The sequence below is a fragment of the Streptosporangium sp. NPDC051022 genome, from assembly GCF_040683035.1.
Classification (GTDB): domain Bacteria; phylum Actinomycetota; class Actinomycetes; order Streptosporangiales; family Streptosporangiaceae; genus Streptosporangium.
This window is the reverse complement of the sequence record NZ_JBFBCF010000014.1, coordinates 144,009-163,883: the sequence shown is the minus strand read 5'-3', so window position 1 is coordinate 163,883 and position 19,875 is coordinate 144,009. Positions and strand designations below refer to the sequence as shown.

At 72.0% G+C, this 19,875-nt stretch carries 19 protein-coding genes and 1 pseudogene; 11 read left to right on the top strand and 9 right to left on the bottom strand.

Annotated features, from left to right (window positions below):
* The first annotated feature begins 1 nt into the window (after position 1).
* Entirely contained in the window at positions 2 to 1,024 is a 1,023-nt protein-coding gene (locus AB0N02_RS23325; RefSeq protein WP_363950086.1) for an LLM class flavin-dependent oxidoreductase, read from the top strand.
* A 235-nt stretch (positions 1,025 to 1,259) separates the two neighbouring features.
* Positions 1,260 to 2,114: a tryptophan 2,3-dioxygenase family protein gene (locus AB0N02_RS23320; protein WP_363950084.1), complete on the top strand. Its 855-nt coding sequence runs from the start codon at positions 1,260 to 1,262 to the stop codon at positions 2,112 to 2,114.
* Positions 2,115 to 2,230: 116 nt separating this feature from the next.
* On the opposite strand, the gene AB0N02_RS23315 is transcribed toward AB0N02_RS23320, so the two are convergent.
* Complete coding sequence (locus tag AB0N02_RS23315) at positions 2,231 to 2,857, bottom strand: cupin domain-containing protein (protein WP_363950083.1); 627 nt, start codon at positions 2,855 to 2,857, stop codon at positions 2,231 to 2,233.
* Positions 2,858 to 2,957: 100 nt separating this feature from the next.
* Entirely contained in the window at positions 2,958 to 4,187 is a 1,230-nt protein-coding gene (locus AB0N02_RS23310) for an acyl-CoA dehydrogenase family protein (RefSeq protein ID WP_363950081.1), read from the bottom strand.
* Positions 4,188 to 4,633: 446 nt separating this feature from the next.
* Between AB0N02_RS23310 and AB0N02_RS23305 the strand changes: the two genes are divergently transcribed.
* From AB0N02_RS23305 to AB0N02_RS23295, 3 genes are all read left to right on the top strand, one after another.
* Complete coding sequence (locus tag AB0N02_RS23305; RefSeq protein ID WP_363950079.1) at positions 4,634 to 5,260, top strand: NAD(P)H-dependent oxidoreductase; 627 nt, start codon at positions 4,634 to 4,636, stop codon at positions 5,258 to 5,260.
* 48 nt (positions 5,261 to 5,308) lie between these two features.
* Positions 5,309 to 6,007, top strand: a complete 699-nt coding sequence (locus AB0N02_RS23300) for a TetR/AcrR family transcriptional regulator (RefSeq protein WP_363950076.1) — start codon at positions 5,309 to 5,311, stop codon at positions 6,005 to 6,007.
* A gap of 237 nt (positions 6,008 to 6,244) precedes the next feature.
* Positions 6,245 to 6,961: a maleylpyruvate isomerase family mycothiol-dependent enzyme gene (locus AB0N02_RS23295; RefSeq protein WP_363950074.1), complete on the top strand. Its 717-nt coding sequence runs from the start codon at positions 6,245 to 6,247 to the stop codon at positions 6,959 to 6,961.
* Positions 6,962 to 6,989: 28 nt separating this feature from the next.
* On the opposite strand, the gene AB0N02_RS23290 is transcribed toward AB0N02_RS23295, so the two are convergent.
* The gene (locus tag AB0N02_RS23290; RefSeq protein ID WP_363950072.1) at positions 6,990 to 8,174 is read right to left on the bottom strand and encodes a thiolase family protein; all 1,185 of its coding nucleotides are present in this window, start codon (positions 8,172 to 8,174) and stop codon (positions 6,990 to 6,992) included.
* A gap of 135 nt (positions 8,175 to 8,309) precedes the next feature.
* Between AB0N02_RS23290 and nhaA the strand changes: the two genes are divergently transcribed.
* The gene (gene nhaA / locus AB0N02_RS23285; RefSeq protein ID WP_363950069.1) at positions 8,310 to 10,199 is read left to right on the top strand and encodes a Na+/H+ antiporter NhaA; all 1,890 of its coding nucleotides are present in this window, start codon (positions 8,310 to 8,312) and stop codon (positions 10,197 to 10,199) included.
* 11 nt (positions 10,200 to 10,210) lie between these two features.
* Here nhaA and speB read toward each other — a convergent pair whose 3' ends face one another.
* Positions 10,211 to 11,227, bottom strand: coding sequence for an agmatinase (gene speB / locus AB0N02_RS23280; RefSeq protein ID WP_363950066.1), 1,017 nt, complete (start codon positions 11,225 to 11,227; stop codon positions 10,211 to 10,213).
* Between the two features lie 105 nt (positions 11,228 to 11,332).
* On the opposite strand from speB, the gene AB0N02_RS23275 reads away from it, so the two are divergent.
* A complete protein-coding gene (locus tag AB0N02_RS23275; RefSeq protein WP_363950063.1) occupies positions 11,333 to 12,112 on the top strand; it encodes a TetR family transcriptional regulator C-terminal domain-containing protein in 780 nt (259 codons plus the stop codon).
* Between the two features lie 115 nt (positions 12,113 to 12,227).
* Here AB0N02_RS23275 and AB0N02_RS23270 read toward each other — a convergent pair whose 3' ends face one another.
* Together AB0N02_RS23270 and AB0N02_RS23265 are read right to left on the bottom strand one after the other, a co-directional pair.
* Positions 12,228 to 12,704 carry a deaminase gene (locus AB0N02_RS23270; protein WP_363950061.1) on the bottom strand — a complete coding sequence of 159 codons (477 nt, stop codon included), beginning with the start codon at positions 12,702 to 12,704 and terminating at the stop codon, positions 12,228 to 12,230.
* 98 nt (positions 12,705 to 12,802) lie between these two features.
* Positions 12,803 to 13,495: a dihydrofolate reductase family protein gene (locus tag AB0N02_RS23265; protein ID WP_363950058.1), complete on the bottom strand. Its 693-nt coding sequence runs from the start codon at positions 13,493 to 13,495 to the stop codon at positions 12,803 to 12,805.
* A 673-nt stretch (positions 13,496 to 14,168) separates the two neighbouring features.
* Between AB0N02_RS23265 and AB0N02_RS23260 the strand changes: the two genes are divergently transcribed.
* On the top strand, positions 14,169 to 14,543 hold the full coding sequence (locus AB0N02_RS23260) for a hypothetical protein (protein ID WP_363950056.1): 375 nt from the start codon (positions 14,169 to 14,171) through the stop codon (positions 14,541 to 14,543).
* 200 nt (positions 14,544 to 14,743) lie between these two features.
* Here the strand turns inward: AB0N02_RS23260 and AB0N02_RS23255 are convergent, their stop codons facing one another.
* Together AB0N02_RS23255 and AB0N02_RS23250 are read right to left on the bottom strand one after the other, a co-directional pair.
* Entirely contained in the window at positions 14,744 to 15,121 is a 378-nt protein-coding gene (locus AB0N02_RS23255) for a hypothetical protein (protein ID WP_363950053.1), read from the bottom strand.
* A gap of 187 nt (positions 15,122 to 15,308) precedes the next feature.
* Positions 15,309 to 16,256, bottom strand: a complete 948-nt coding sequence (locus AB0N02_RS23250; RefSeq protein ID WP_363950051.1) for an endonuclease/exonuclease/phosphatase family protein — start codon at positions 16,254 to 16,256, stop codon at positions 15,309 to 15,311.
* Positions 16,257 to 16,475: 219 nt separating this feature from the next.
* On the opposite strand from AB0N02_RS23250, the gene AB0N02_RS23245 reads away from it, so the two are divergent.
* The 3 genes and pseudogenes from AB0N02_RS23245 to AB0N02_RS23235 form a co-directional block, all read left to right on the top strand.
* Complete coding sequence (locus AB0N02_RS23245) at positions 16,476 to 17,144, top strand: AIM24 family protein (protein WP_363950049.1); 669 nt, start codon at positions 16,476 to 16,478, stop codon at positions 17,142 to 17,144.
* A 462-nt stretch (positions 17,145 to 17,606) separates the two neighbouring features.
* Positions 17,607 to 18,974 carry a PfkB family carbohydrate kinase gene (locus tag AB0N02_RS23240; RefSeq protein ID WP_363950047.1) on the top strand — a complete coding sequence of 456 codons (1,368 nt, stop codon included), beginning with the start codon at positions 17,607 to 17,609 and terminating at the stop codon, positions 18,972 to 18,974.
* A gap of 210 nt (positions 18,975 to 19,184) precedes the next feature.
* Positions 19,185 to 19,304 (top strand): annotated as a pseudogene (locus AB0N02_RS23235) (beta-ketoacyl synthase N-terminal-like domain-containing protein); the annotation flags it as partial.
* A 23-nt stretch (positions 19,305 to 19,327) separates the two neighbouring features.
* Here the strand turns inward: AB0N02_RS23235 and AB0N02_RS23230 are convergent.
* Positions 19,328 to 19,828, bottom strand: a complete 501-nt coding sequence (locus tag AB0N02_RS23230) for a GNAT family N-acetyltransferase (protein ID WP_363950044.1) — start codon at positions 19,826 to 19,828, stop codon at positions 19,328 to 19,330.
* Between the last annotated feature and the right edge of the window lie 47 nt (positions 19,829 to 19,875).

The window sequence follows — 19,875 nt, the reverse complement described above, 5'->3', positions numbered from 1 at the left end:
GATGAGCGTTGCCGAGATAGGCCTCGGCCTGCAGAGCGACAAGCGGGCGGGCGACTACGCCAGGCTCGCGCGCCGCGCCGAGGAGCACGGCTTCGACGTGCTGAGCGTGTTCGGCGACCTGATGTACCAGCCGCCCATCTTCCCGCTGCTGGAGATGGCGGCGGCCACCGAGCGGGTACGGCTCGGCGCGGCCTGCCTCAACCCCTACTCGGCGGCGCCGTACGAGATCGCCGGGCAGCTCGCGGCCCTGGACCTGGCCTCGCACGGCAGGGCCTACCTGGGCCTGGCCCGGGGAACCTGGCTCGGGTCGGTCGGCATCGACCAGCCCCGGCCGCTGACCGCGCTGGCCGAGGCGGCCGAGGTGGTCTACCGGCTGCTGGCGGGCGATCCCGGCGGGTTCGAGGGGAAGATGTTCCGCCTCGCCCCCGGCACCGTGCTGCGCTACGCCGTGCACAGGCCGCGCCCGCCGCTGCTGCTCGGCGCGTGGGGGCCGCAGGGCGCGGCGCTGGCCGGGCGGATCGCCGACGAGATCAAGGTGGGCGGCAGCGCCAATCCCGCCATGGTCCCGGTGATCCGCGAGCGGGTCGCGCGGGGCGCGGCCGAGGCGGGACGTGACCCCGGGGAGATCGGCGTGGTGCTGGGCGCGGTGACCGTCGTCGACGTCGACGGCGCCGCGGCCAGGGCCAAGGCCCGTACCGAGGTCGCCATGTACCTCGCGGTCGTCGCCGACCTCGACCCGACCGTGGAGATCCCGGCCGACCTGCTGGCCCGGGTCAAGGAACTGGTCGACGCCGGGCGGCACGAGGAGGCGGGGCGGCTGATCCCCGACGACCTGCTCGACCTGTTCGCCTTCTCCGGCGATCCCGAGCAGGTCGCCGCGCAGGCGCAGGCGCTCATCGACGCGGGAGTGCGGCGCGTGGAGTTCGGCACGCCGCACGGCCTCACCGACGACGGCGGCGTGGAGCTGCTGGGCACCGCGGTGCTCCCGCTGCTCGACCGTTCCGCACGCGCCGTGGCTCGATGAACGGGACGGGGTGACGCTCCGTCACCCCAAAGCCCGGTTCGTCGAGAACCTTCCGTATCGAAAGTGAGAGGACCGAATGGCCCCGCACTCCTGATTTCAGAAAAGTTCCGTGGGCGTGAACATGGAACTGAACGAAGGAGGCGTCATGACGACAAGGCGTACGCGGGGCACGAGGAGCACAGGGGGCACAGGGGGCACGAGGAGCACAGGGAGCGCGGGGAGCGCGGGGAGCGCGGTGGCCGGGCGGGTCGGAGGCCGGGAGCGCGCCGACCGCGCCGCCGCCAACCGCGGCCTGCCCACCCTGGAGTTCGAGACCGGCACCCCGTACGAGGAGTACGTCGGCACCGCGGTCCTGCACGATCTCCTGCGCCCGGTCACCGACGCTCCCGAGGAGCTGGCCTTCCTGGTGACCAGCCAGGTCATGGAGCTCTACTTCGGGCTGATCCGCTCGGAGTGGACGCTGGCCCAGCGGCTGCTGGACGACGACGACGTGACCGGGGCGATCGCGGTGATCGGCCGCAGCGTGCGCCACTTCGACGCGCTCAACGCGGCCTGGGCGGGGCTCAGCTGGCTGACGCCCACCCAGTTCAACTCCTTCCGCGACGACCTGGGTGAGGCGTCGGGGTTCCAGTCGGCGATGTACCGGCACCTGGAGTTCCTGCTGGGCAACAAGTCGGAGGCGATGATCCGCCCGCACCGGCGCAGCCCGAAGGTCCACGGGGAGCTCCTCGACGCGCTCGGCAGGCCGAGCCTGTACGACAGCGTGCTGTCCCTGCTGGCCAGGAGGGGCTTCGAGATCCCCCCGCAGAAGGACCCGGCCGCCGAGTACGTCCCCAGCCCGCAGGTCGAGGCGGCCTGGGTCGGGATCTACACCGAGCAGGGGCCCGGCGACGAGCTGTGGAGTCTCGGCGAGGCCCTCACCGACCTGTCCGAGCGTTTCTCCGACTGGCGCTACCGCCACCTCATGGCGGTGCGCAGGTCCATGGGGGCCAAGCCCGGATCCGGCGGGTCCAGCGGGCTCAGCTGGCTCGAGCGCAGCCTGCGCCGCGAGGTCTTCCCCGAGCTGTGGTCGGCCAGGACGTTGATCTGACATCCTCCCGGCCCGAAAGGACCGGGATTCCCGGCCGAAACCGGGCGGTTCGCGGTTCACGGCCCCGCCCAGTGGCCGGCGGGGTGGGGGAACGGGAGGGACCGAGGAGCCGGGGGTCAGAAGAGGCGGGGGGTCACCACCGAGACGACCGTGGTGACCCGGTCGGTGTCGTTGTACATGCTGTGCGGCACGACCGACCTCAGGTGCACGCTGTCGCCCGGGTACAGGCGGTGCTCGACGCCGTCGACCTCGTAGAGCAGCTCGCCCTCCAGCACGAAGGCGAACTCCTCACCCGCATGCCCGTAGGAGTCCTCGCGCCTGCCACCGGGGGCGATGTGCACCAGCAGCGGTTCGAGGACGAGGTTCGGGCCGCGGGCCGAGAGCATGCGGTAGGTCTGCTGCCCCGAGATGTACTCGGTGGCCGCGGTCGCGGAGCGGGTGAGGGTGAAGTGGGTCGGCGGCGGCGGAGCCGGGGCGCGCCTGTCCGGCTCCTCCTCGGGCGGCGGGTCGCTGAAGAACTCCGACACGCTCCGGTCGAGCGCCGCCGCCACGCCGTTCAGCGCGGTCAGGCTGATGGAGGAGATGTTCCGCTCGACCTGGGACAGGAACCCGATCGACAGGCCGGACTCGGTGGCCAGGCCGCGCAGGGTCAGGCCGCGCTCCTTGCGGAAATGTCGTATGCGGGCGCCGACGCCGTCGTGGAGATCGGCTCCCGCGCTGTCCTGCTGCTCCGCTGTGCCCACCGAGCTCCTCCCACGTCGAGCGGCACGCCGCTTTGTTCGCTCCAGCTAAACATATTTCACAGCAGGAGTCCCGCGTTCGCCAGGGGATTGCGGGGTCGTCTCAGATTCTGAGCATCGCCGCCATCGGCGGCTCCTTGCCGCTGAGGTACCAGTCGCCGATCCAGACCTCCTTGGCGTCCGTCGGGTCGTGGGTGGCGAACGTGCGGGCGTTCCGCCAGAAGCGGTCGAACCTGTACTTGTTGGCCGTACTGCGCGCGCCCGTGAGGTCGAAGATCTCCTGGGTGACGGCGAGCGCCGCCCGGATGCAGGCGACCTTGACGGCGAACGCCTCGACGAACAGCTCGGTGACGTCCCCCTCGGGGTCGTGCTCCTCGATCTTGCGCGCGCACTGCATGAGGAACGCGCGGGCGGACTCCAGGTCGACCGCCGCCTGGCCGATGCGGCGGCGCAGGAGGACGTCCTCCGTGGCGCTGCCGAACTCGGGGAAGCTCGGGCGGTCCAGCTTCCTGAGGTAGTCCAGGCTCGCGTCGAAGGCGCCGAGACCCGGTCCGAGCATGATCGTCGCGTGCAGGAGGAACACGTACGGCAGGTAGAGCGGCGGAGTCCCGTTGCCGGTGAAGTGGTAGCCGTCCGGGACGAACACCTCGTCGTAGACGATGGTCTGGCTGTGGGTGCCCCGCTGGCCCATCACGTCCCAGTCGTGCTTCATGGTCACGTTGGGATGATCGAGGGGGATCAGCGCGTTGTAGCGCCCCTGCCTGCCCTCCAGCGTGAGGCCGACGTTGGCCCAGCCGCCCCCGCCGCTGTTGCTGTTGAACGTCTTGGTGCCGTTGACGACGATCCCGCCCTCGGCGCGCCGGGCCAGCACGGGGCCCGGTGTCCCCGCGGCCGAGTTGGAGGCGCAGATCCTGACGCCCTCGTCGCGGACCAGGCGGGCGATCTCCTCCTTCGTGGTCTCCGGCAGCGTGTTGTCCGGGTGGAAGATCTCCATCGTCGAGAGCGCCTGGACCACGAAGTTCATACCGGTCGAGGAGTCGCCCGCCATGATGTCGAGGATGATCTTCGCGAAGGCCTCGGTGTGCAGCCCGGGGTTGGCGTCGTTCACCCCGCCGAACCGGAAGGGAAGGCAGAAGGCGAACATGCCCTCCTCCCACAGCCGCCGCATCCCGAACGTCGTGTCGGTGTTCTCCGCGTCCACCTCGGCGGCACTGGTGGGCAGTTCCCTGCGCAGGGCCGCCGCGCGGCGGCCGAGTTCGGCGATCCGCCGTCCGGGCTCACCGCCGTCCGTCCCGGCCGTTCCCCTGGGGGTTCCATGATCCTGAACAGCCATGACCTCTCCTGTCCTGCGGTTGTTCCGCGGTTCCTGCCGCCGAACGCCGACGGGCGTTCGGATCCGGATCTCCGGTCTGTTCCTGACATGGAGCCGGGACGTCGTCCACCGGCTCGGGCCGCGCCGTCCGGCGGGTCCCCTTCCGGGCGTCCGGGGGGCGTCCCGCGAGGGCTGTCGTATGAGAGCGCCCAGACGTGGCGAGATAAGTAAAATCCGTATTCGGATTCGGCGTCAAGATCTGCGGGTTCCGGGGCGGGGCCCGCGGAACCGGCTCGTACGGCGCGGGACGGCCTTGACGGTCGTGAGGGGACGTCCGATACTCGAAGAAGAATATGGATTCGGATTAAGGGGAACGTTCACCGGCCGCCGGCCCCGCCGTACGGCTCGGCCGCGTCCCTCCGGCGAGCGCCGGAGCTCTTCCGGAGCCCTCCCGGAGCGAGGAGAAGATGAAGATGCAGCCCTTCGTCGTCGGGGTCGGGGGCACGCTCCGCGCCTCCTCCTCCAGCGAGACCGCGCTCCGCATCGCGCTCGAAGCCGCCGGGGCGGCGGGTGCCCGCACGGAGCTGTTCGGCGCGGCGTATCTCGCCGAACTGCCCATGTACGACCCGGACCGGCCCGCGGGAGCCTCCGGCCTGCGCCTCGTCGAGGCGCTGCGCGCGGCCGACGGCGTGATCCTCTCCTCTCCGGGGTACCACGGATCGGTCTCCGGCCTGGTCAAGAACGCCCTTGACTACGCCGAGGAGCTCCGGGACGACGCGCGGCCGTACCTCACGGGCCGGGCGGTCGGGTGCGTCAGCACGGCGCACGGCTGGCAGGCGGCCGTCACGACGCTGCAGGCCCTGCGGACCATCGTGCACGCGCTGCGAGGCTGGCCGACCCCGCTGGGGGCCGCCATCAACGCCGCCGAGTCCGGCCTGGGACCCGGCCGGAGTCCGGACGAGCGCGTGCTGTCCCAGCTGCGTACGGTGGGTATGGAGGTCTGCGGCTCAGGCCGGTTCCCCCGGCCTCGCGGGGTGCGCGGCGCACAACAGAACGCGGCTTCGGATCCTGATACCGTGTTGGGAATCCTCTGAGGATTGCTGACGACCCTCGCATTTCCACATCGGGCGGAGGGGATTGACATGTCGGGAGGTCCCGCGACCGTCCGAGAGGAAGGCGGCCACGAAGGCCACACGGGTCACCCGGGGGGCGCCTGGCTGCCCGGCCTGCACGAGGGCCTCCTCGAACGGCCCCAGCAGCACCGCAGCCGCCGCTCCGCCATGCAGATCCTCGACGCCGCCAAAGCCGTCCTCGCGCGAGAGGGCATCGACGGGTTCACCATGGCCGCGGTCTCCGAGGCCTCGGGGATCTCCATCGGCGGGATCTACGGCCGCTTCGACGGCAAACAGGGCCTGATGCGGGCGGTCAGGGACATGGTGCTCACCGACCTGGAGGAGGACCTCGCCGAACGGCTGCGCGATCCGGGCCCCGCCCTCGCCGACGCGGTGCGCGCGTTCGTCGCCTGCCTGTCCGAGCACGTCGCCTGCCAGGCCCTGCACCCCCTCGCCGAGCACTCGGCCGACGACGAGCCGCTCAAGGCGCGCAAGCTCCGCTCCCGCGAGCGGCTCTCCGCCTCGTTCCGGGAGGCGGCGCTCCGCCACCGGGACGAGATCCGCCACGAGGATCCCGAGACGGCCCTGCTGACGGTCTTCCACATGTCCCTCGGAGGCTTCCTCACCGCGCACGGCCTGGGTGCCGGGCAGGGCGTGCCGAGGTCGGTGGAGCAGCTGCGGGACGAGCTCTCCCGGGCCTGCCTGGCATACCTCACCTCGTCCCGCTGAGCGCCCACGCCTCGCCCCGCCGGTCGCCCGGCGGCGCCCCGGCCGTGGTCCAGCGGCGCCCCGGCGGTGGTCCGGCCGCGATCCGGCGATGTCGCGGCGGTGTTCCGGTGGTGTCCCGACGGTGTTCCGGTGGTGTCCCGGCTGTGGTCCGACGGTCTCCGGAGGGCCTCCCAGCAGGGCGGGCCCGCCGTTCCGCGCCGGGTCTACGGCCCTGTCCACGGGGGTACCGCCCATGGCATGACCTCATCATCGAAGGATCCCCTGGCGGATCTCGACCCTTTCGACATCTTCGACACCGAGGCGGAACGCCTGGACCGTCACTTCTCCCGGCTCGACGCCGAGGGCTGGAACCGCCCCTCCCGCGCCGCAGGCTGGTCCGTGCGCGACGTCCTGGGACATCTCGCGGGGGAGGAGCTGTACAACCACGCCTGCCTCGACGACGACCTCGACGGCTTCTCCGCGATGCTCGAGCGCGAGGGCGTCGAGAACGGCTTCAACGCCTTCAACGACTGGTGCGTGCGACGGCGCCGGGACCTGCCCGTCGAGCAGGTGCTCCAGGAGTGGCGGGAGGCGAACGGCGAGACACGACGGCGCATGCGCGCGCTCGGCCGCGACGGCCGGTTGCAGACGCTGGCCGGGCCGTACCCGGTGGGGGCGCAGACCTTCCACTACGACTCCGAGTACGCCACCCACGCCGACGACGTGGGAGCCCCCGTCTCGGAGGACGAGGCCGACGAACGGGACTGGTGGCGGGCCAGGGTCGCGATGTTCGTGCTCGACGAGCAGGGCTCGCACGCCCAGGCCGAGCCGACCGCCGACAGCATCTGGGTGCACGTCCACGACATGAGCGTCCAGCTGCCGGTTCCGGTGTTCGTCGAGGCGAGCGTGGGGCGGCTGCCCAACGACTACCCGCTGGACCGCGGGATCAGGGCCGCCCTGCGCTGCCTGGCCTGAGGCCCCGCCCGGGACGGAGGGGCGGACCTCAGCGCAGGGACTCCAGGACGGTGGCGTTGGCCAGGCCGCCCGCCTCGCACATGGTCTGCAGCCCGTAGCGGGCGCCGCGCTCGCCCATGGCGTGCACCAGGGTGGTCATCAGGCGGGTACCGCTGGCGCCGAGCGGGTGCCCCAGCGCGATGGCGCCGCCGTTGACGTTGACCCTGGCCGGGTCGGCGCCGGTCTCCTGCTGCCAGGCGAGGACGACGCTCGCGAACGCCTCGTTGACCTCGAACAGGTCGATGTCGTCGAGGCGGAGCCCGGCACGGCGCAGCACCTTCTCGGTGGCCGGGATGACGCCGGTCAGCATGAGCAGCGGGTCGGAGCCGGTGACGGCGAAACTGTGCAGCCGGGCCAGGGGGCGCAGCCCGAGCCGGGCCGCGGTCTCACCCGAGGCGATCAGCACGGCGGACGCCCCGTCGCTGAGGGGACTGCTGTTGCCCGCGGTGACCGACCAGTCGATCTGCGGGAAGCGCTCGGCGACGCCGGGATCGGCGAAGGAGGGGCGCAGTCCGGCGAGCACCTCGGGGGTGGTGCCGGGCCGTACGGCCTCGTCGGAGACGACCTCCCCGGCCTCCGTCCGCACCGGGACGATCTCGGCGGCGAACAGTCCCGCCGCGTGCGCGGCGGCGGCACGCCGATGCGAGGCGGTGGCGAACAGGTCCATCTGCTCGCGGCCGATCGACCATTTGGCGGCGATGAGCTCGGCGCTGACGCCCTGCGGGACGAGCCCCTCGGGGTAGCGCGCGGCGATGCCCGGGCCGAACGGGTCGGCGCCCGGCGGGACGTTCGACCACATCGGCACCCGGCTCATGGACTCGACCCCGCAGGCCACGACGAGGTCGTAGGCCCCGGAGACGACGCCCTGCGCGGCGAAGTGCACGGCCTGCTGGGAGGACCCGCACTGCCGGTCGACCGTGGTCGCGGGCACGGACTCCGGAAAGCCGGCCGACAGCCAGGCGTAGCGGGTGGTGTTCATGGCCTGCTCGCCGACCTGGTCGACGCAGCCGCCGATCACGTCGTCGACGAGGACGGGGTCGACGCCGCTGCGCCGTACGAGGGCGTCGAGGGTCCGGGCGAGCAGGTCGACCGGATGGACCGAGGCCAGCGCGCCGCCGGGCTTGCCCTTTCCCATGGGGGTGCGTACGGCTTCCACGATGACGGCGTCGCGCATGGCGTCTCCTTCGTGCGGTGGCTTCGCGGAGTGTCGAGTTAGTTTGAAAATCGGACTCACTGTAACCCGGGAGGACGGCGGCCGAACAGCCCTCCTGGGCCGGTGCGTCGCGACAGGTAGGGGAAGAATTACCGGATGACGGGATCGCAAGAACCCAGATCATCCTTTTCCGGTCGAACGACTTGGGGGAGGACCTTCCGGACGCCGCTGCGCGACTTCCTGCGCACCGAGACCGGCAGCGCCGCGGTCCTGCTGGCCGCGGCACTCGCCGCGCTCGCCTGGGCGAACATCGCCCCGTCGTCCTACGAGGCCTTCTGGCGGACGCCGCTGGGGGTCAGCGCCGGAAACACGGCCCTGTCGCAGGACCTGCGCGGCTGGGTCAACAGCGGGCTGATGACGTTCTACTTCTTCGTCGTCGGCCTTGAGGCCCGCCGCGAGTTCGACATGGGCGAGCTGCGCGAGCGACGGCGGGCGGCGCTGCCGGTGCTCGCCGGGGTCGGCGGGATGGTCGTCCCCGTGGGGATCTATCTCGCGGTGAACGCCGGACTTCCCTCCGCGTACGGCTGGGGCGCGGCGATGTCGACGGACACGGCGTTCGCGCTGGGGATGCTCGCCCTCGTCGGGTCGCGCTTCCCGGACCGCCTGCGGGTCTTCATCCTGACCGTGACCGTCGTCGACGACATCGTCGCGCTTGCGGTGATCGTGACCGTCTACAGCGGCGACGTCGTGCCGGTCCCGATCCTGGTCGCGCTCGGCGCCTTCGCCCTCGTCCTGCTCGTGCGCGCCCTCGGGGTGCACCGCGGGCCGGTGTACGTGCTGCTGGGCGTGGTGGCGTGGGTCGCGCTCTTCGAGTCGGGCGTCGACCCGCTCGTCGTCGGCCTGGCGATGGGGCTGCTGACCTACGCCTACCCGGCGGCGCGCACCGACCTGGAACGCGCGAGCGGCCTGTTCCGGCTGTTCCGCGAACAGCCGACGCCGGAGCTCGAACGCTCGGTCCGCGCCGGGCTCGCGGCGGCGATCTCGCCGAACGAGCGGCTGCAGCGGCTCTACCACCCGTGGACCAGCTACGTGGTCGTCCCGCTGTTCGCGCTCTGCAACGCCGGAATCGAGATCGACGGGGCCCTCCTCGGCCGCGCCCTCACCTCACCGATCACCCTCGGCGTCCTGTTCGCCTACCTGCTGGGCAAACCGGCCGGGATCGCGGGCACCGCGTGGCTCGTCACCCGGCTCAGCGGCGGACGCCTGCGCCCGCCGGTCGGCTGGGCCGCCGTCCTGGGCGGCGGCGCGATCGCCGGCATCGGCTTCACCGTGTCCCTGCTCGTGGCGACGATCGCCTTCCACGGCACGCGGCTGGAGGAGGCCAAGATCGGCGTGCTCGGCGCGGCGGTCTGCGCGTCGGCCCTGACGTGGGTGCTCTCCCGCGCGACGGCGCTGTTTCCCCCGCCGCTGCGGATCCGCGCGCTGCTGGGCACCGCCGAGAGCATCGTCGACCTGTCCGCGCCGGTGGACTCGCGCCGCGACCACGTGCGGGGGCCGTGCGAGGCGCCCGTGACGATGGTCGAGTACGGCGACTTCGAGTGTCCCTACTGCGGCCAGGCGGAGCCCGTCGTCCGCGACCTGCTCGCCGGCTTCGGCGACGTCCGCTACGTCTGGCGGCACCTGCCGCTCAACGACGTCCACCCGCGCGCGCAGCTGGCCGCAGAGGCGGCCGAGGCCGCCGCAGCCCAGGACGCCTTCTGGCCGATGCACGACCTGCTGCTGGAGCGCCAGAACGACCTCCGGCCCCCCGACCTGCTCCGGTACGCCGAGGAGCTCGGCCTCGACGCCGAGCGCTTCCACCGCGACCTGCTGGAGCACACGGGCGCCGCCCGGGTCGCCGAGGACGTCGAGTCCGCCGACCTGAGCGGCGTCTCGGGCACCCCGACGTTCTTCCTCAACGGGCGCCGGCACCACGGCGCCTACGACATCGAGACGCTCTCCTCCGCGGTACGGCTCGCCCGCGCCATGGCCACGATCAGGTCTTAGCCCCCTCCCGCTCAGCGGGGCGCGGTGCCGCGTCCCTCGAGCAGCGGCCGGGCCGGCTGCCAGGCGTCGCCGCGGCGGCGTGCCGCGATGCCCGACAGGGCTTCGAGCACGATGCGGTTGCCGAGGAGCGCGGTGATGTCCGCGTGGTCGTACGGAGGTGAGACCTCGACGACGTCCATGCCGACGACGGGTAGTTCGAACGCCAGGCGGCGTACGGTGTCCAGCAGCTGCCGGGAGGTCAGTCCGCCGGGCTCGGGGGTGCCGGTGCCCGGGGCCATGCCCGGATCGACCACGTCGACGTCCACGGACAGGAACACTCCGTCGCAGTCGTCGAGCGCGATGCCCATGGCCTCGTCCACGCACTCCTGCAGGCCGCGGGTGACGATCTCACTCATCTCGTACGAGCGCATGCGCTGGTCGGCCATCCAGTCCAGCGTCTCCGGGTCCGGCCAGTAGCCGCGCAGGCCCATCTGCAGGAACCGGTCCCCGCGGACGGCGCCGGACTCCAGCAGGCGGCGCATCGGCTGTCCGTGGCCGTGCAGGTGGCCGAACTCGATGTGCCCGGTGTCGGCGTGGGCGTCGAAGTGGATGACCGAGATCCGGCCCATTCCGTGGTGCCGGGCGACGCCTGTGATGTCCGGCAGCGCGATGGTGTGGTCGCCGCCCAGCACGATCGGGATCGCGCCCGAGCCGGCGATCGTCGCCACGGCCTCCTCGATCGCGGCGATGCTGCCCTCGATGTCGCCGGCGAACGTCTCCACGTCTCCGGCGTCCAGCACCCGCAGATCCCGCAGCGCGTCCACGCGCATCGCCAGCGAAGGGCGTGACCCGTCATGGGGGTTGTAGTCGGTCGACCGCATCGCCGACGGGCCGAACCGGGTGCCCGGCCGGTGGCTCACGCCTCCGTCGAACGGGGCACCGACGATCACCACGTCGGCGCCCCGGTAGGTGGCGGGGTCGTCGAGCGCGCAGGGATCGACTCCGAGAAACGTGATGTCGGGGCCGAACATCGTTCCATAGCGGCTCATGAGTGCTTCTCCTCGAGCAAGATCCTGATGTTAAAGTCAGGAAGGATGGACTGACTTTAAAGTCAGGGGCCGGGTGTGGGCAAGGGCTGTGAAAGGATCGAAGCCGTGAGCGCAACCAGCGGCACCGCGCCCGACGTGGACGAGCCCGCGGCCACAGGCACACGCGGCGGCCGGGAGGGCATCCTCCAAGCCGCCGTCGAACTCATCGCCCGGGACGGCTTCGACGGCGTGCGCATCGCCGACATCGCCGCCCGCGCGGGAGTGTCCACCGCACTGGTGCACTACCACTTCGCCGTCCGCGACCGGCTGCTGACCGACGCGCTCGCGCACTCCCTCACCCGCGCCGAAGCCCGCCTGGAACGCCGCACCCACAGCTCCCGCCGCGACAGCCCGGCCGAGCGCCTCGCCGACCTGATCGACTTCGGGCTGCCGCTCACCCGTGACGACGTCCTCGAATGCCGTCTGTGGACCGAACTGGAGAGCCGCTCCACCGGATCCGCGGAACTCACCGCCGCCCTCGCCGAGCTGCGCCGCCGCGTCCGGGCCCCGTTCGTCGCCGCCGTCGAGGACGGGCTGCGCACCGGCGACTTCCGTGACTGCGATCCCGGCGACGTCGCCACCATCGCCACGGCGCTCCTCGACGGCATGACGAGCCGGCTCCTCAGCGACCCGGGCGGACTCACTCTCACCGACGCCCGCCGTCTGGCCGCACACCAACTCACCCTCGCCGTCGGCTACCGCGGCGAACTCCCCTTCCAACCCCTTCCCGCCCCGGAAACCCCGCCGCCCCACACCCGGCCCGACCGTGCCGCTTCCCGCCGCCGACGCGCGCCGCGCACTCCCGCGCCACCGGCGGGCACGCCGGCCGACACGGGGAGATCTTGAAAGAGGGGTTTCGCGAGAGGCGGCCTCGGCGAAGACCTCGCCCAACGGAGGCGGCGCCGGCCTCGCATGACCCGTCATTCTGGAGAACGCGGACAGTCGCCGGCATCACGCGCGGCTACGGCCTCGCGCCCTCGTCGCGCGGACCCGGGGGGAGGGGCAGCAGGTGCGCGTTCGGCTCCCTGGCGGCCCCCGCCAGCTCCGGGAGCTCCACCACGGTGACGCCCGCCGCGGCGAGCTCCTCGGCGCCGTGGCAGTCGACGAAGAGCAGGGGCTCCCGCCAGGCCATCACGACCCGCCGGACGCCGCTGTCCACGATCAGCCCGCTGCAGGGACGCGGACGGGACCGGCGGCGGCTGCAGGGCTCCAGGCTGCTGTAGATCGTGGCGCCCGGCAGCCGGGGGTCGCCGGGGGTGATCTTGGCGAGCGCGGACTCCTCGGCGTGCACGTGCGGATCGGTCTCCCGGGAGTATCCGCGGGCGATCTCCTCCCCGTCCGCGGCGACCACCACGGCGCCCACCGAGAAGGCGGTCCGGGACGGCGGGCAGAGCCGGGCCAGGTCACAGGCGAGCCGCAGCCAGTCGTGGTCGTTCATCGAGACTCCTTGGGACCTGCCCTCGGGCGGAGGGGAGACCACCGGTTTCCTCCGGTACGGTTCCGGCGCGGTGGGTGCTTTCGGGGCGGTGGGCGTTCTCAGGATGGCGGGTGCTCGCGGGGCAGCAGGTAGCGGAGAAGGACGACGTCGCCGATCCGCCGGACCTCCGCCAGTTCCATGCGCCTGCGGGAGTCGTACGGGAGGAGGCCGTCGTGGACGAAGCGCGGTGCGGCGGGGTCCCCGACGAAGAACGGCGCCACGACGAGCTGCAGCTCGTCGGCCAGGTCCCGGCGGAGGAACTCGGTGTGGACCGAGCCGCCGCCCTCGACCATCAGCCTGCGCACCCCCCGCCCGGCCAGGTCGGCCAGAACGCGGCCGAGGTCGAGGGGGTCTCCCGCGTCGACCACCGAGGAGATCCCCTCCAGGACCGCGGCGAGCTTGCCCACCGTGGGCGACGCGGCGTAAACGATCTTCTCCGCCTCCCCGGCGGTGAAGAAACGGCTCGCGGGGTCGAGGTTCCCGGTCGCGCTCAGCGTCACCTTGACCGGATTGGGCGGCAGGCCCCGCGCGAGGCGTTCCCGCCGCCGCTCCGGGGACCTGACCAGGAGCCGGGGATCGTCACGGCGGACGGTGGCGGCTCCGACCAGGATCGCGTCACAGCCGGCCCGTACCGCGTCGACCCGGTCGAAGTCCTCCTCGTTGGAGAGCAGGAGCCGCTCCGGGGCACCGTCGTCGATGTATCCGTCGACGGACATCGCACAGCTGAGCAGTACATAGGGACGCTCGCCCATGCTCCGCCTCCCCCCTCCGCCGGACGGTCACGTGCCCCCACGCTCCCGAACCCGTGACCTCACGTTCCCGAACCCTATGCTCCCGCCCGGGGACCGTGACGGCCCGCCCCGGGCTCCGCCGCCCGCGCCGTCCGGACCCGGTGTCGGCGTGCCCGTCGGACGCCCTTATGAGGCGTCCGCGAGAACGGTTCATGAAAAACGTCGATGAAAAACGTTTACGAGGCGTTTGTTGGAAGTCTTGGAGAAAGGGGAAGGCGTTCGTGACATCGAGAAGGAAAGGCCTGTCCGCCCATCCGCTCCCGTCGTTCGGGCCTTCCTGAGCTGGGAAGACTCGCGTGTTCGCCGGTCGTCCCGTTCCGTCGTTTCTCATGACGGGTCTGATGTGGGCGGTCTGGCGCCACCTCCTCGCCTTTCTCGGACAGGTGAGTTGCTCAAACGTGGCCCTCGGTCTTTTTGTCTGGACCGTTTCCTTTGAGTCGCGGGAGATTGCCCTCACCTGGCCCCGCCTGCGCGGCGGCGGCATCCGGACCACGAGCCTGGCCCGCGCCGGGAACAACGGGAGCGTCCGCGGGGCGGAGCCGCAGGTGGGCGGGTGAACGGGGTCCCCGCCCCGGAATGTTCTTTGCCATCGGCCGGATACTGTGGGTGCAGGGGGCTGTTCAAGGGGGCCGTCATGAAACGCATCATCGCCGTCGTGGCGCTACTCATGATCACCACAGTCGGGCTCGTCGCCACCGGAACCATGGCGCAGACGAAGTCCGGGGGAAGTAAGAAGATCCCGGTGAGCGAGTCGCAGTACCAAACGCTCCTCGACCAGTGCGGATACGCCAACACCGCACAGCGTCGTGCCGCCTGCCGCTCGACGGTCAAGGAGAACTACCGGGTGGGGCCGGAGGAGAACCCGAACCTGGACTGCCGTTCGTACGCCGGGGTCTCCGTGTGCGGCAAGCTCCAGCTCACCCCGGCGGAGCGCCAGTGCGTGAGGGACTCGGTCCAGAAGGGGCTGACGTACCGGCGTGCCGAGGTCGAGTGCTACGCCTTCACCTGACGCGCCGGCCCTTGTGTCCTCGCCTGCGCCCTCGCCGTGCCCGTGAGGCGCGGATGAGGCGCCCGGCGGGCGCCTGAGCGGCTCCGCGCCGCCGGTACGGCGAGCCCCGCGGGGGAGACGCGAGGGGCAGGAGGAGAACGGGCGGAGCTCTCCGGACCCGCCTCCTGCCCGGCGGTGGGGCGGCGGTGGGGCGGCGGAGGTCAGGGGCGCCACTCCTCCTTCCAGCCGGGACGGAAGCGGTAGCCGTACGCGGTCTCGGCGATCGCCTGCGACAGCACCTCGTCCCGGATGGCGGCGACGGCCAGCGCGTGGGCGTCGGCGGGCGTCAACCCCTTCCCCTCGCGGATGCGTTCCTCGAGCTCGTCGAGGACGGCGCGGTTGCCGGTGAACATCTCGACGATTCTGATCTTGGCCTCGCTGTTGGACCGGATGTGGTCGATGAACCTCTGGCCGCCCCCGGGGCCGAGGGTTTTCTCGCCGAGAACGGTGACGAGGTCGGTCTCCGCGGCGAGGGCCTCCGCTCCGGCTACTTCGTGCTCGATGGTGCGGAACAGCCAGCCGGCGATCTCGGCGGTCACGTCATCTCCTTGTGCGAGGCGCTGCCCCGGTGGCAGCCGCCATTAGTAACGATCATTAATCGTGATTCTGGTCCTGTCGATAGGAGATGGGGGCATCACGTGGGCCGTACGGCGCGGGTTCACCCGGGCGCTCGGCGGAGAGGCGGAGAGAACAAGGGAAAAATCACGAAATATCGTGATTGATTCCTTAGCTGGGCAGGGTGAGCTCGGCGAAGACCGGGCGGTGGTCGGTGCCGGGCAGGGCGTGCACGCCGAAGGAGACGACGGCCATCCGCGAGTCGGCGAGCACGTGGTCGATCGTCACGCCGGGGACGGGTTCCCACCCCCGCTGCGGCCAGGTCGGGATCAGGCCCTGCCCGGTGACGTCTGCGGCGTCACGGTAACCGCTGTCCAGCAGGGCGCGGACCGGTGGGTGGTCGAGGGTGGCGTTGAAGTCGCCCGCGAGCACCCGCAGCCGGTCGCCTCCCCTCGGCAGCGCGTTCAGCCCGTCGGCCCAGCACCGCGCCTTGTAGTCGTATCTCGGCGCGCACGGGTGCACGGAGACGATCTCGATCTTCCGGCCACTCGGGTGTTCGAGCACGGCCCGCGCCTGCCGGAAGTTGCCCAGTTCGATCAGCGGGTCCTCCGACAGCGGATACCTGGAGTAGACACCCGAGCCCGACACCCCGCCCTTCGAGCGGTCGACGACGTACGGCATGAGCGTGCGCAGCCCGGCGGCGTCCAGGCGCCGCAGCGCCTCGGGGGTGAGTTCCTGCAGCGTGAGCACGTCGGGGGAGAGCGTGCGCACCAGCGTCATCAGGGAGGCGGTGTCACCCGCTCCCACCGCCAGGTTCGAGGCGAGCACCCGCAGCCGCAGGCCGCCGTCCGGCGGGTCGCCGTCGGCGAGGAACCTGGGGAGTACGGCCGCCACCAGCGTCGCACTCGTGACGAGCGCGACGGCGGCGGCCGCCCAGCGGCGCAGTCCCAGCGCGAGGAGCAGCGGTACCGCCGAGGCCGCCGCCACGTAGGGGGTGAACGCCACCAGTGCGATCCACTGCCACACCGGGATCCAGGTGGTGGTCCGGAGCGCCGCCCACGCCGTGAACGGCGCGAGCACCGACCAGACCAGCGCACTCACCCACGTCGATTTGATCATGAAATGCCAGCGTAGCGGGCCTCTGTGCAGATCATGTGAAGATTTCCGGCGTTATCCGGAGAGATCAGGAGAGATCAGGAGAGATCAGGAGGGATCGGGAGGGCGAGGGCGGTGAGCGGGACGGGGAGAGCAGGGAAAGGCGCACTTCAAGGCGGAACTCCTCGGCTGTCCCGATCGTCACATCTGCTGTACATCGGACAATGTTTAGGGGCGGCTTTCGTGCGCAGCGCGTTCTTCGGGAACCTGGACCAGGGCGGGCTTCCCGGCCACTTCGTCCTGCAGAACTCCAAGATGCTGCGGGTGCAGCTGAACGGAGAGGTGCTGGCGAGGCAGGGATCGATGGTCGCCTTCCAGGGGCAGATGGACTTCGACTACGAGGGATCCGGCGGCGTCGGGCGGCTCCTGAAGAAGATGGTCACCGGTGAGGGGGCGCCGCTGATGCGGGTCCGCGGGCAGGGCATGCTCTTCCTCGCCGACAACGCCGACGACGTGCACCTGTTCTATCTGGAGAACGAGGCGATCACCGTCAACGGGCGCAACCTGCTGGCCTTCGACCCGCAGCTCACCTGGGACATCCAGCGTGTGCAGGGCGCGGGCATCGCCACCGGGGGCCTGTTCAACACCACCGTGCAGGGCACCGGCTGGGTGGCCGTCACCGCGCACGGCGCGCCGGTGCTGCTCGACGCCGCCCGCATGCCCACCTTCGCCGACAGCCAGGCCGCGGTGTGCTGGAGCGCCGGTCTGCGGGTCGGCGTCAACCGCACCTTCAAGGCCGGGGCGCTCATCGGGCGCGGCAGCGGCGAGGCCGCCCAGCTCGCCTTCCAGGGACAGGGCTTCGTGCTGGTCCAGGCCAGTGAGGGGCCGATCGTCCCGCAGACCAACGGCTGATCGGCCGTAGCGCGCCGAGCGGCCCGGCTTCCGCCTCTCCGACCGGCGCGGCGCCGGCCCCACGAGCGGTTTCCCGGTTCCGGCCGGCGATGCACCGGTCTCCACGGGCCTGCTTTCCGCTTCCTCGATCGGTGCGGTGTCGGTCACACGGCCCCGTTTTCCGGTTCCCGACCGGCGCGGCGCCGGTTCCACGGGTGCGGCGCCGGGTTTCCCGGCCTTCGGCGGTGTCCTGTCCGGGCGCGGGACGCCGGGGCCCGCGACGTCGTATTCGATGATGTTCGACTCTGTTGCCGGGCTTTTCCCTCACCCGCTGTTTCGCCCCCCGCTCCGTTCGGTAGTTATCCGATTACGCACGAGGGGCGAATCCATGGGTTTTCTCGGGATGGACGCGATCTTTCATGATCCGGCGGTGTCGCCGCCGGAGCCCCTGACGTTTCGCGACGCCGCCGAGGAGTTCCCCTGATGGGCGCCGGGCCGATCGTCGTGGTCGGGGACACCCTGCTCGACGTGGACGTCGAGGGCGAGGCCGAACGTCTGTGCCCCGACGCCCCCGTCCCCGTCGTGGCGAGCGGGCGTGAGCACCGCAGGCCCGGGGGAGCGGGGCTCGCGGCGGTGCTCGCGGCCCAGGCCGGCGCCGAGGTGGTCCTGGTCACCGCCGTCGGCGACGACGAGGCGAGCCGGTGTCTGCTGGGACTGCTCTCGGGGCGGGTCGAGGTGGTCAGGCTGCCCTTGACGGGCACCACGGCGACCAAGACCCGGGTGCGCGCTCGCGGTCAGACCCTTTTGCGGATCGACACCGGGGACGGGCGGGCCGGGCGGGTCGTGGAGGACGACAGGGCCCGCCGGATCGCCGCGCTTCTGCGTGGCGCGGGCGCGGTCCTGGTCTCCGACTACGGTCTCGGAGTCGCCGAGGTGCTCGGCGGTGCCCTGCGGGAACCGCCCGCGCCGCTGGTCTGGGACCCGCACCCGAAGGGCCCCGTGCCGCCGCCCGGCTGCGCGCTGGTCACGCCGGACGAGTCCGAGGCCCGGTTGCTGGGCGGCAGGCCGTACGTGTCGTCCGACGAGGCGGCCCGTCATCTCGTGCGCGCACTGCGGGTGAAGGCGGTGGCCGTCACGCTGGGCACGCGGGGGGCCGTGCTCGCGCGGCGGGAGGGACGGTCCGTACGGGTGCCGCCGCCGGTCCACGCGACGGGCCAGGACGCCTGCGGCGTCGGCGACCGGTTCGCCGGAGCCGCCGCGCTGGCGCTGAGCGGCGGCGCCACCGTGGAGGAGGCGGTCGTCTGCGGAGTCGGGGAGGCGGTCCGCTTCGTGGGGAACGGGGGAGCGGCGGCGGTCAGGCTGCCCGCGTCTCCCCTGGGGAACCGGCCGCGCACGGCGCTGGAGGTCGCCGAGGCGGTCCGCGCGTCCGGGGGCAGGCTCATCGCCACCGGAGGCTGCTTCGACCTGTTGCACGCCGGGCACGTCAGCCTGCTGCGCCGGGCCAGGGCGCTGGGTGACGCGCTGGTCGTCTGCGTCAACTCCGACGAGTCGGTGCGGCGCCTCAAGGGGCCGGGCCGTCCCATGGTCGGGGAGCAGGACCGGGTCGAGGTGCTCCGCGCGCTGGAGTGCGTGGACGCCGTCACGGTCTTCGAGGAGAGCACCCCCGCCGAGGTGATCGCGCGACTGCGGCCCTGCCTGTGGGTCAAGGGCGGGGACTACGCGGCGATCGACCTGCCGGAGACCGAGACCGTGCGCATGATCGGCGGGAAGACCGTGATCCTGCCCCGGGTGTCCGGACGGTCCACGACCAACCTGATCGCGGCCGCCGGCGCGATCATGTCCGGTGGCTGAGCTCCGCGGCGGAACCGGGTTCCAGGCCGACGGCTCCGCGGTTCCCGGCGGCCGGAGCCGGAAGCCGGCCATGATCGCGACATACTCCACAAATCTTCCGCGGCATTTTCGTTGATCGGGTCGCCTGTCCGGCAGCGTGGTGCCGGGCGCCGCGGATACCACGTCTTCGGGGCCGAAAGGGATGAAAGGGAGTCGTTCATGAACGCGGGGATGAAGGCGGGCGCTTCGGTCACCGGGCTCGGCGCCACCACGCCGCTGGGCGGGGACGCCGTCTCCACCTGGGCCGGCATGCTGGAGGGGCGCTCCGGCATCTCTCTGATAGCGGAGGAACCGCCTGCCGCCGCCCGGCCGGATCACGTCGCGGCGGGTCCCCGCGGGGATCTCCAGACGACCTCGCCGTCCACCCGCTCGGCGGTGGGCACGAGCCCCAGGTGGCGGGCCACCGCCGACGAGGCGGTGTGGCCGGGGTGGATCATGGCGGCGAACGCGGTCACGCCGCGTTCGCCGAGCCACGCCACGGCGGCGCGCGCGGCCTCGGTCGCGATTCCCCTCCCCTGCCAGGGGGTGCCGACGACCCAAGCCAGGGTGGCCCGGCCGGAGGTCACGGTGGCCTGGAGGTGACCGGCCGCGCGCTCCAGCCGGACCACCCAGTTGAGCCAGGCGTCGTCGCCCCCGGGCGGAGGCCCGGCGATCATGCGGGCGTAGCGGGCGCGCAGTTCCTCCGCCGTCGCGGGGGAGCCGCCGACGAACTCGTGGAGCGCGGGGTCACCGAGGGCCTCGGCCATCTCGGCCGCGTGCTCGACCGCGAGGGGTTCGAGCGTGAGACGGGGGGTCGTGATCGCTTCGATCCGCATGGCCGGACCAGTGTTCCACGCCCGTGCGCCGATGTCCCCTGTCTCCC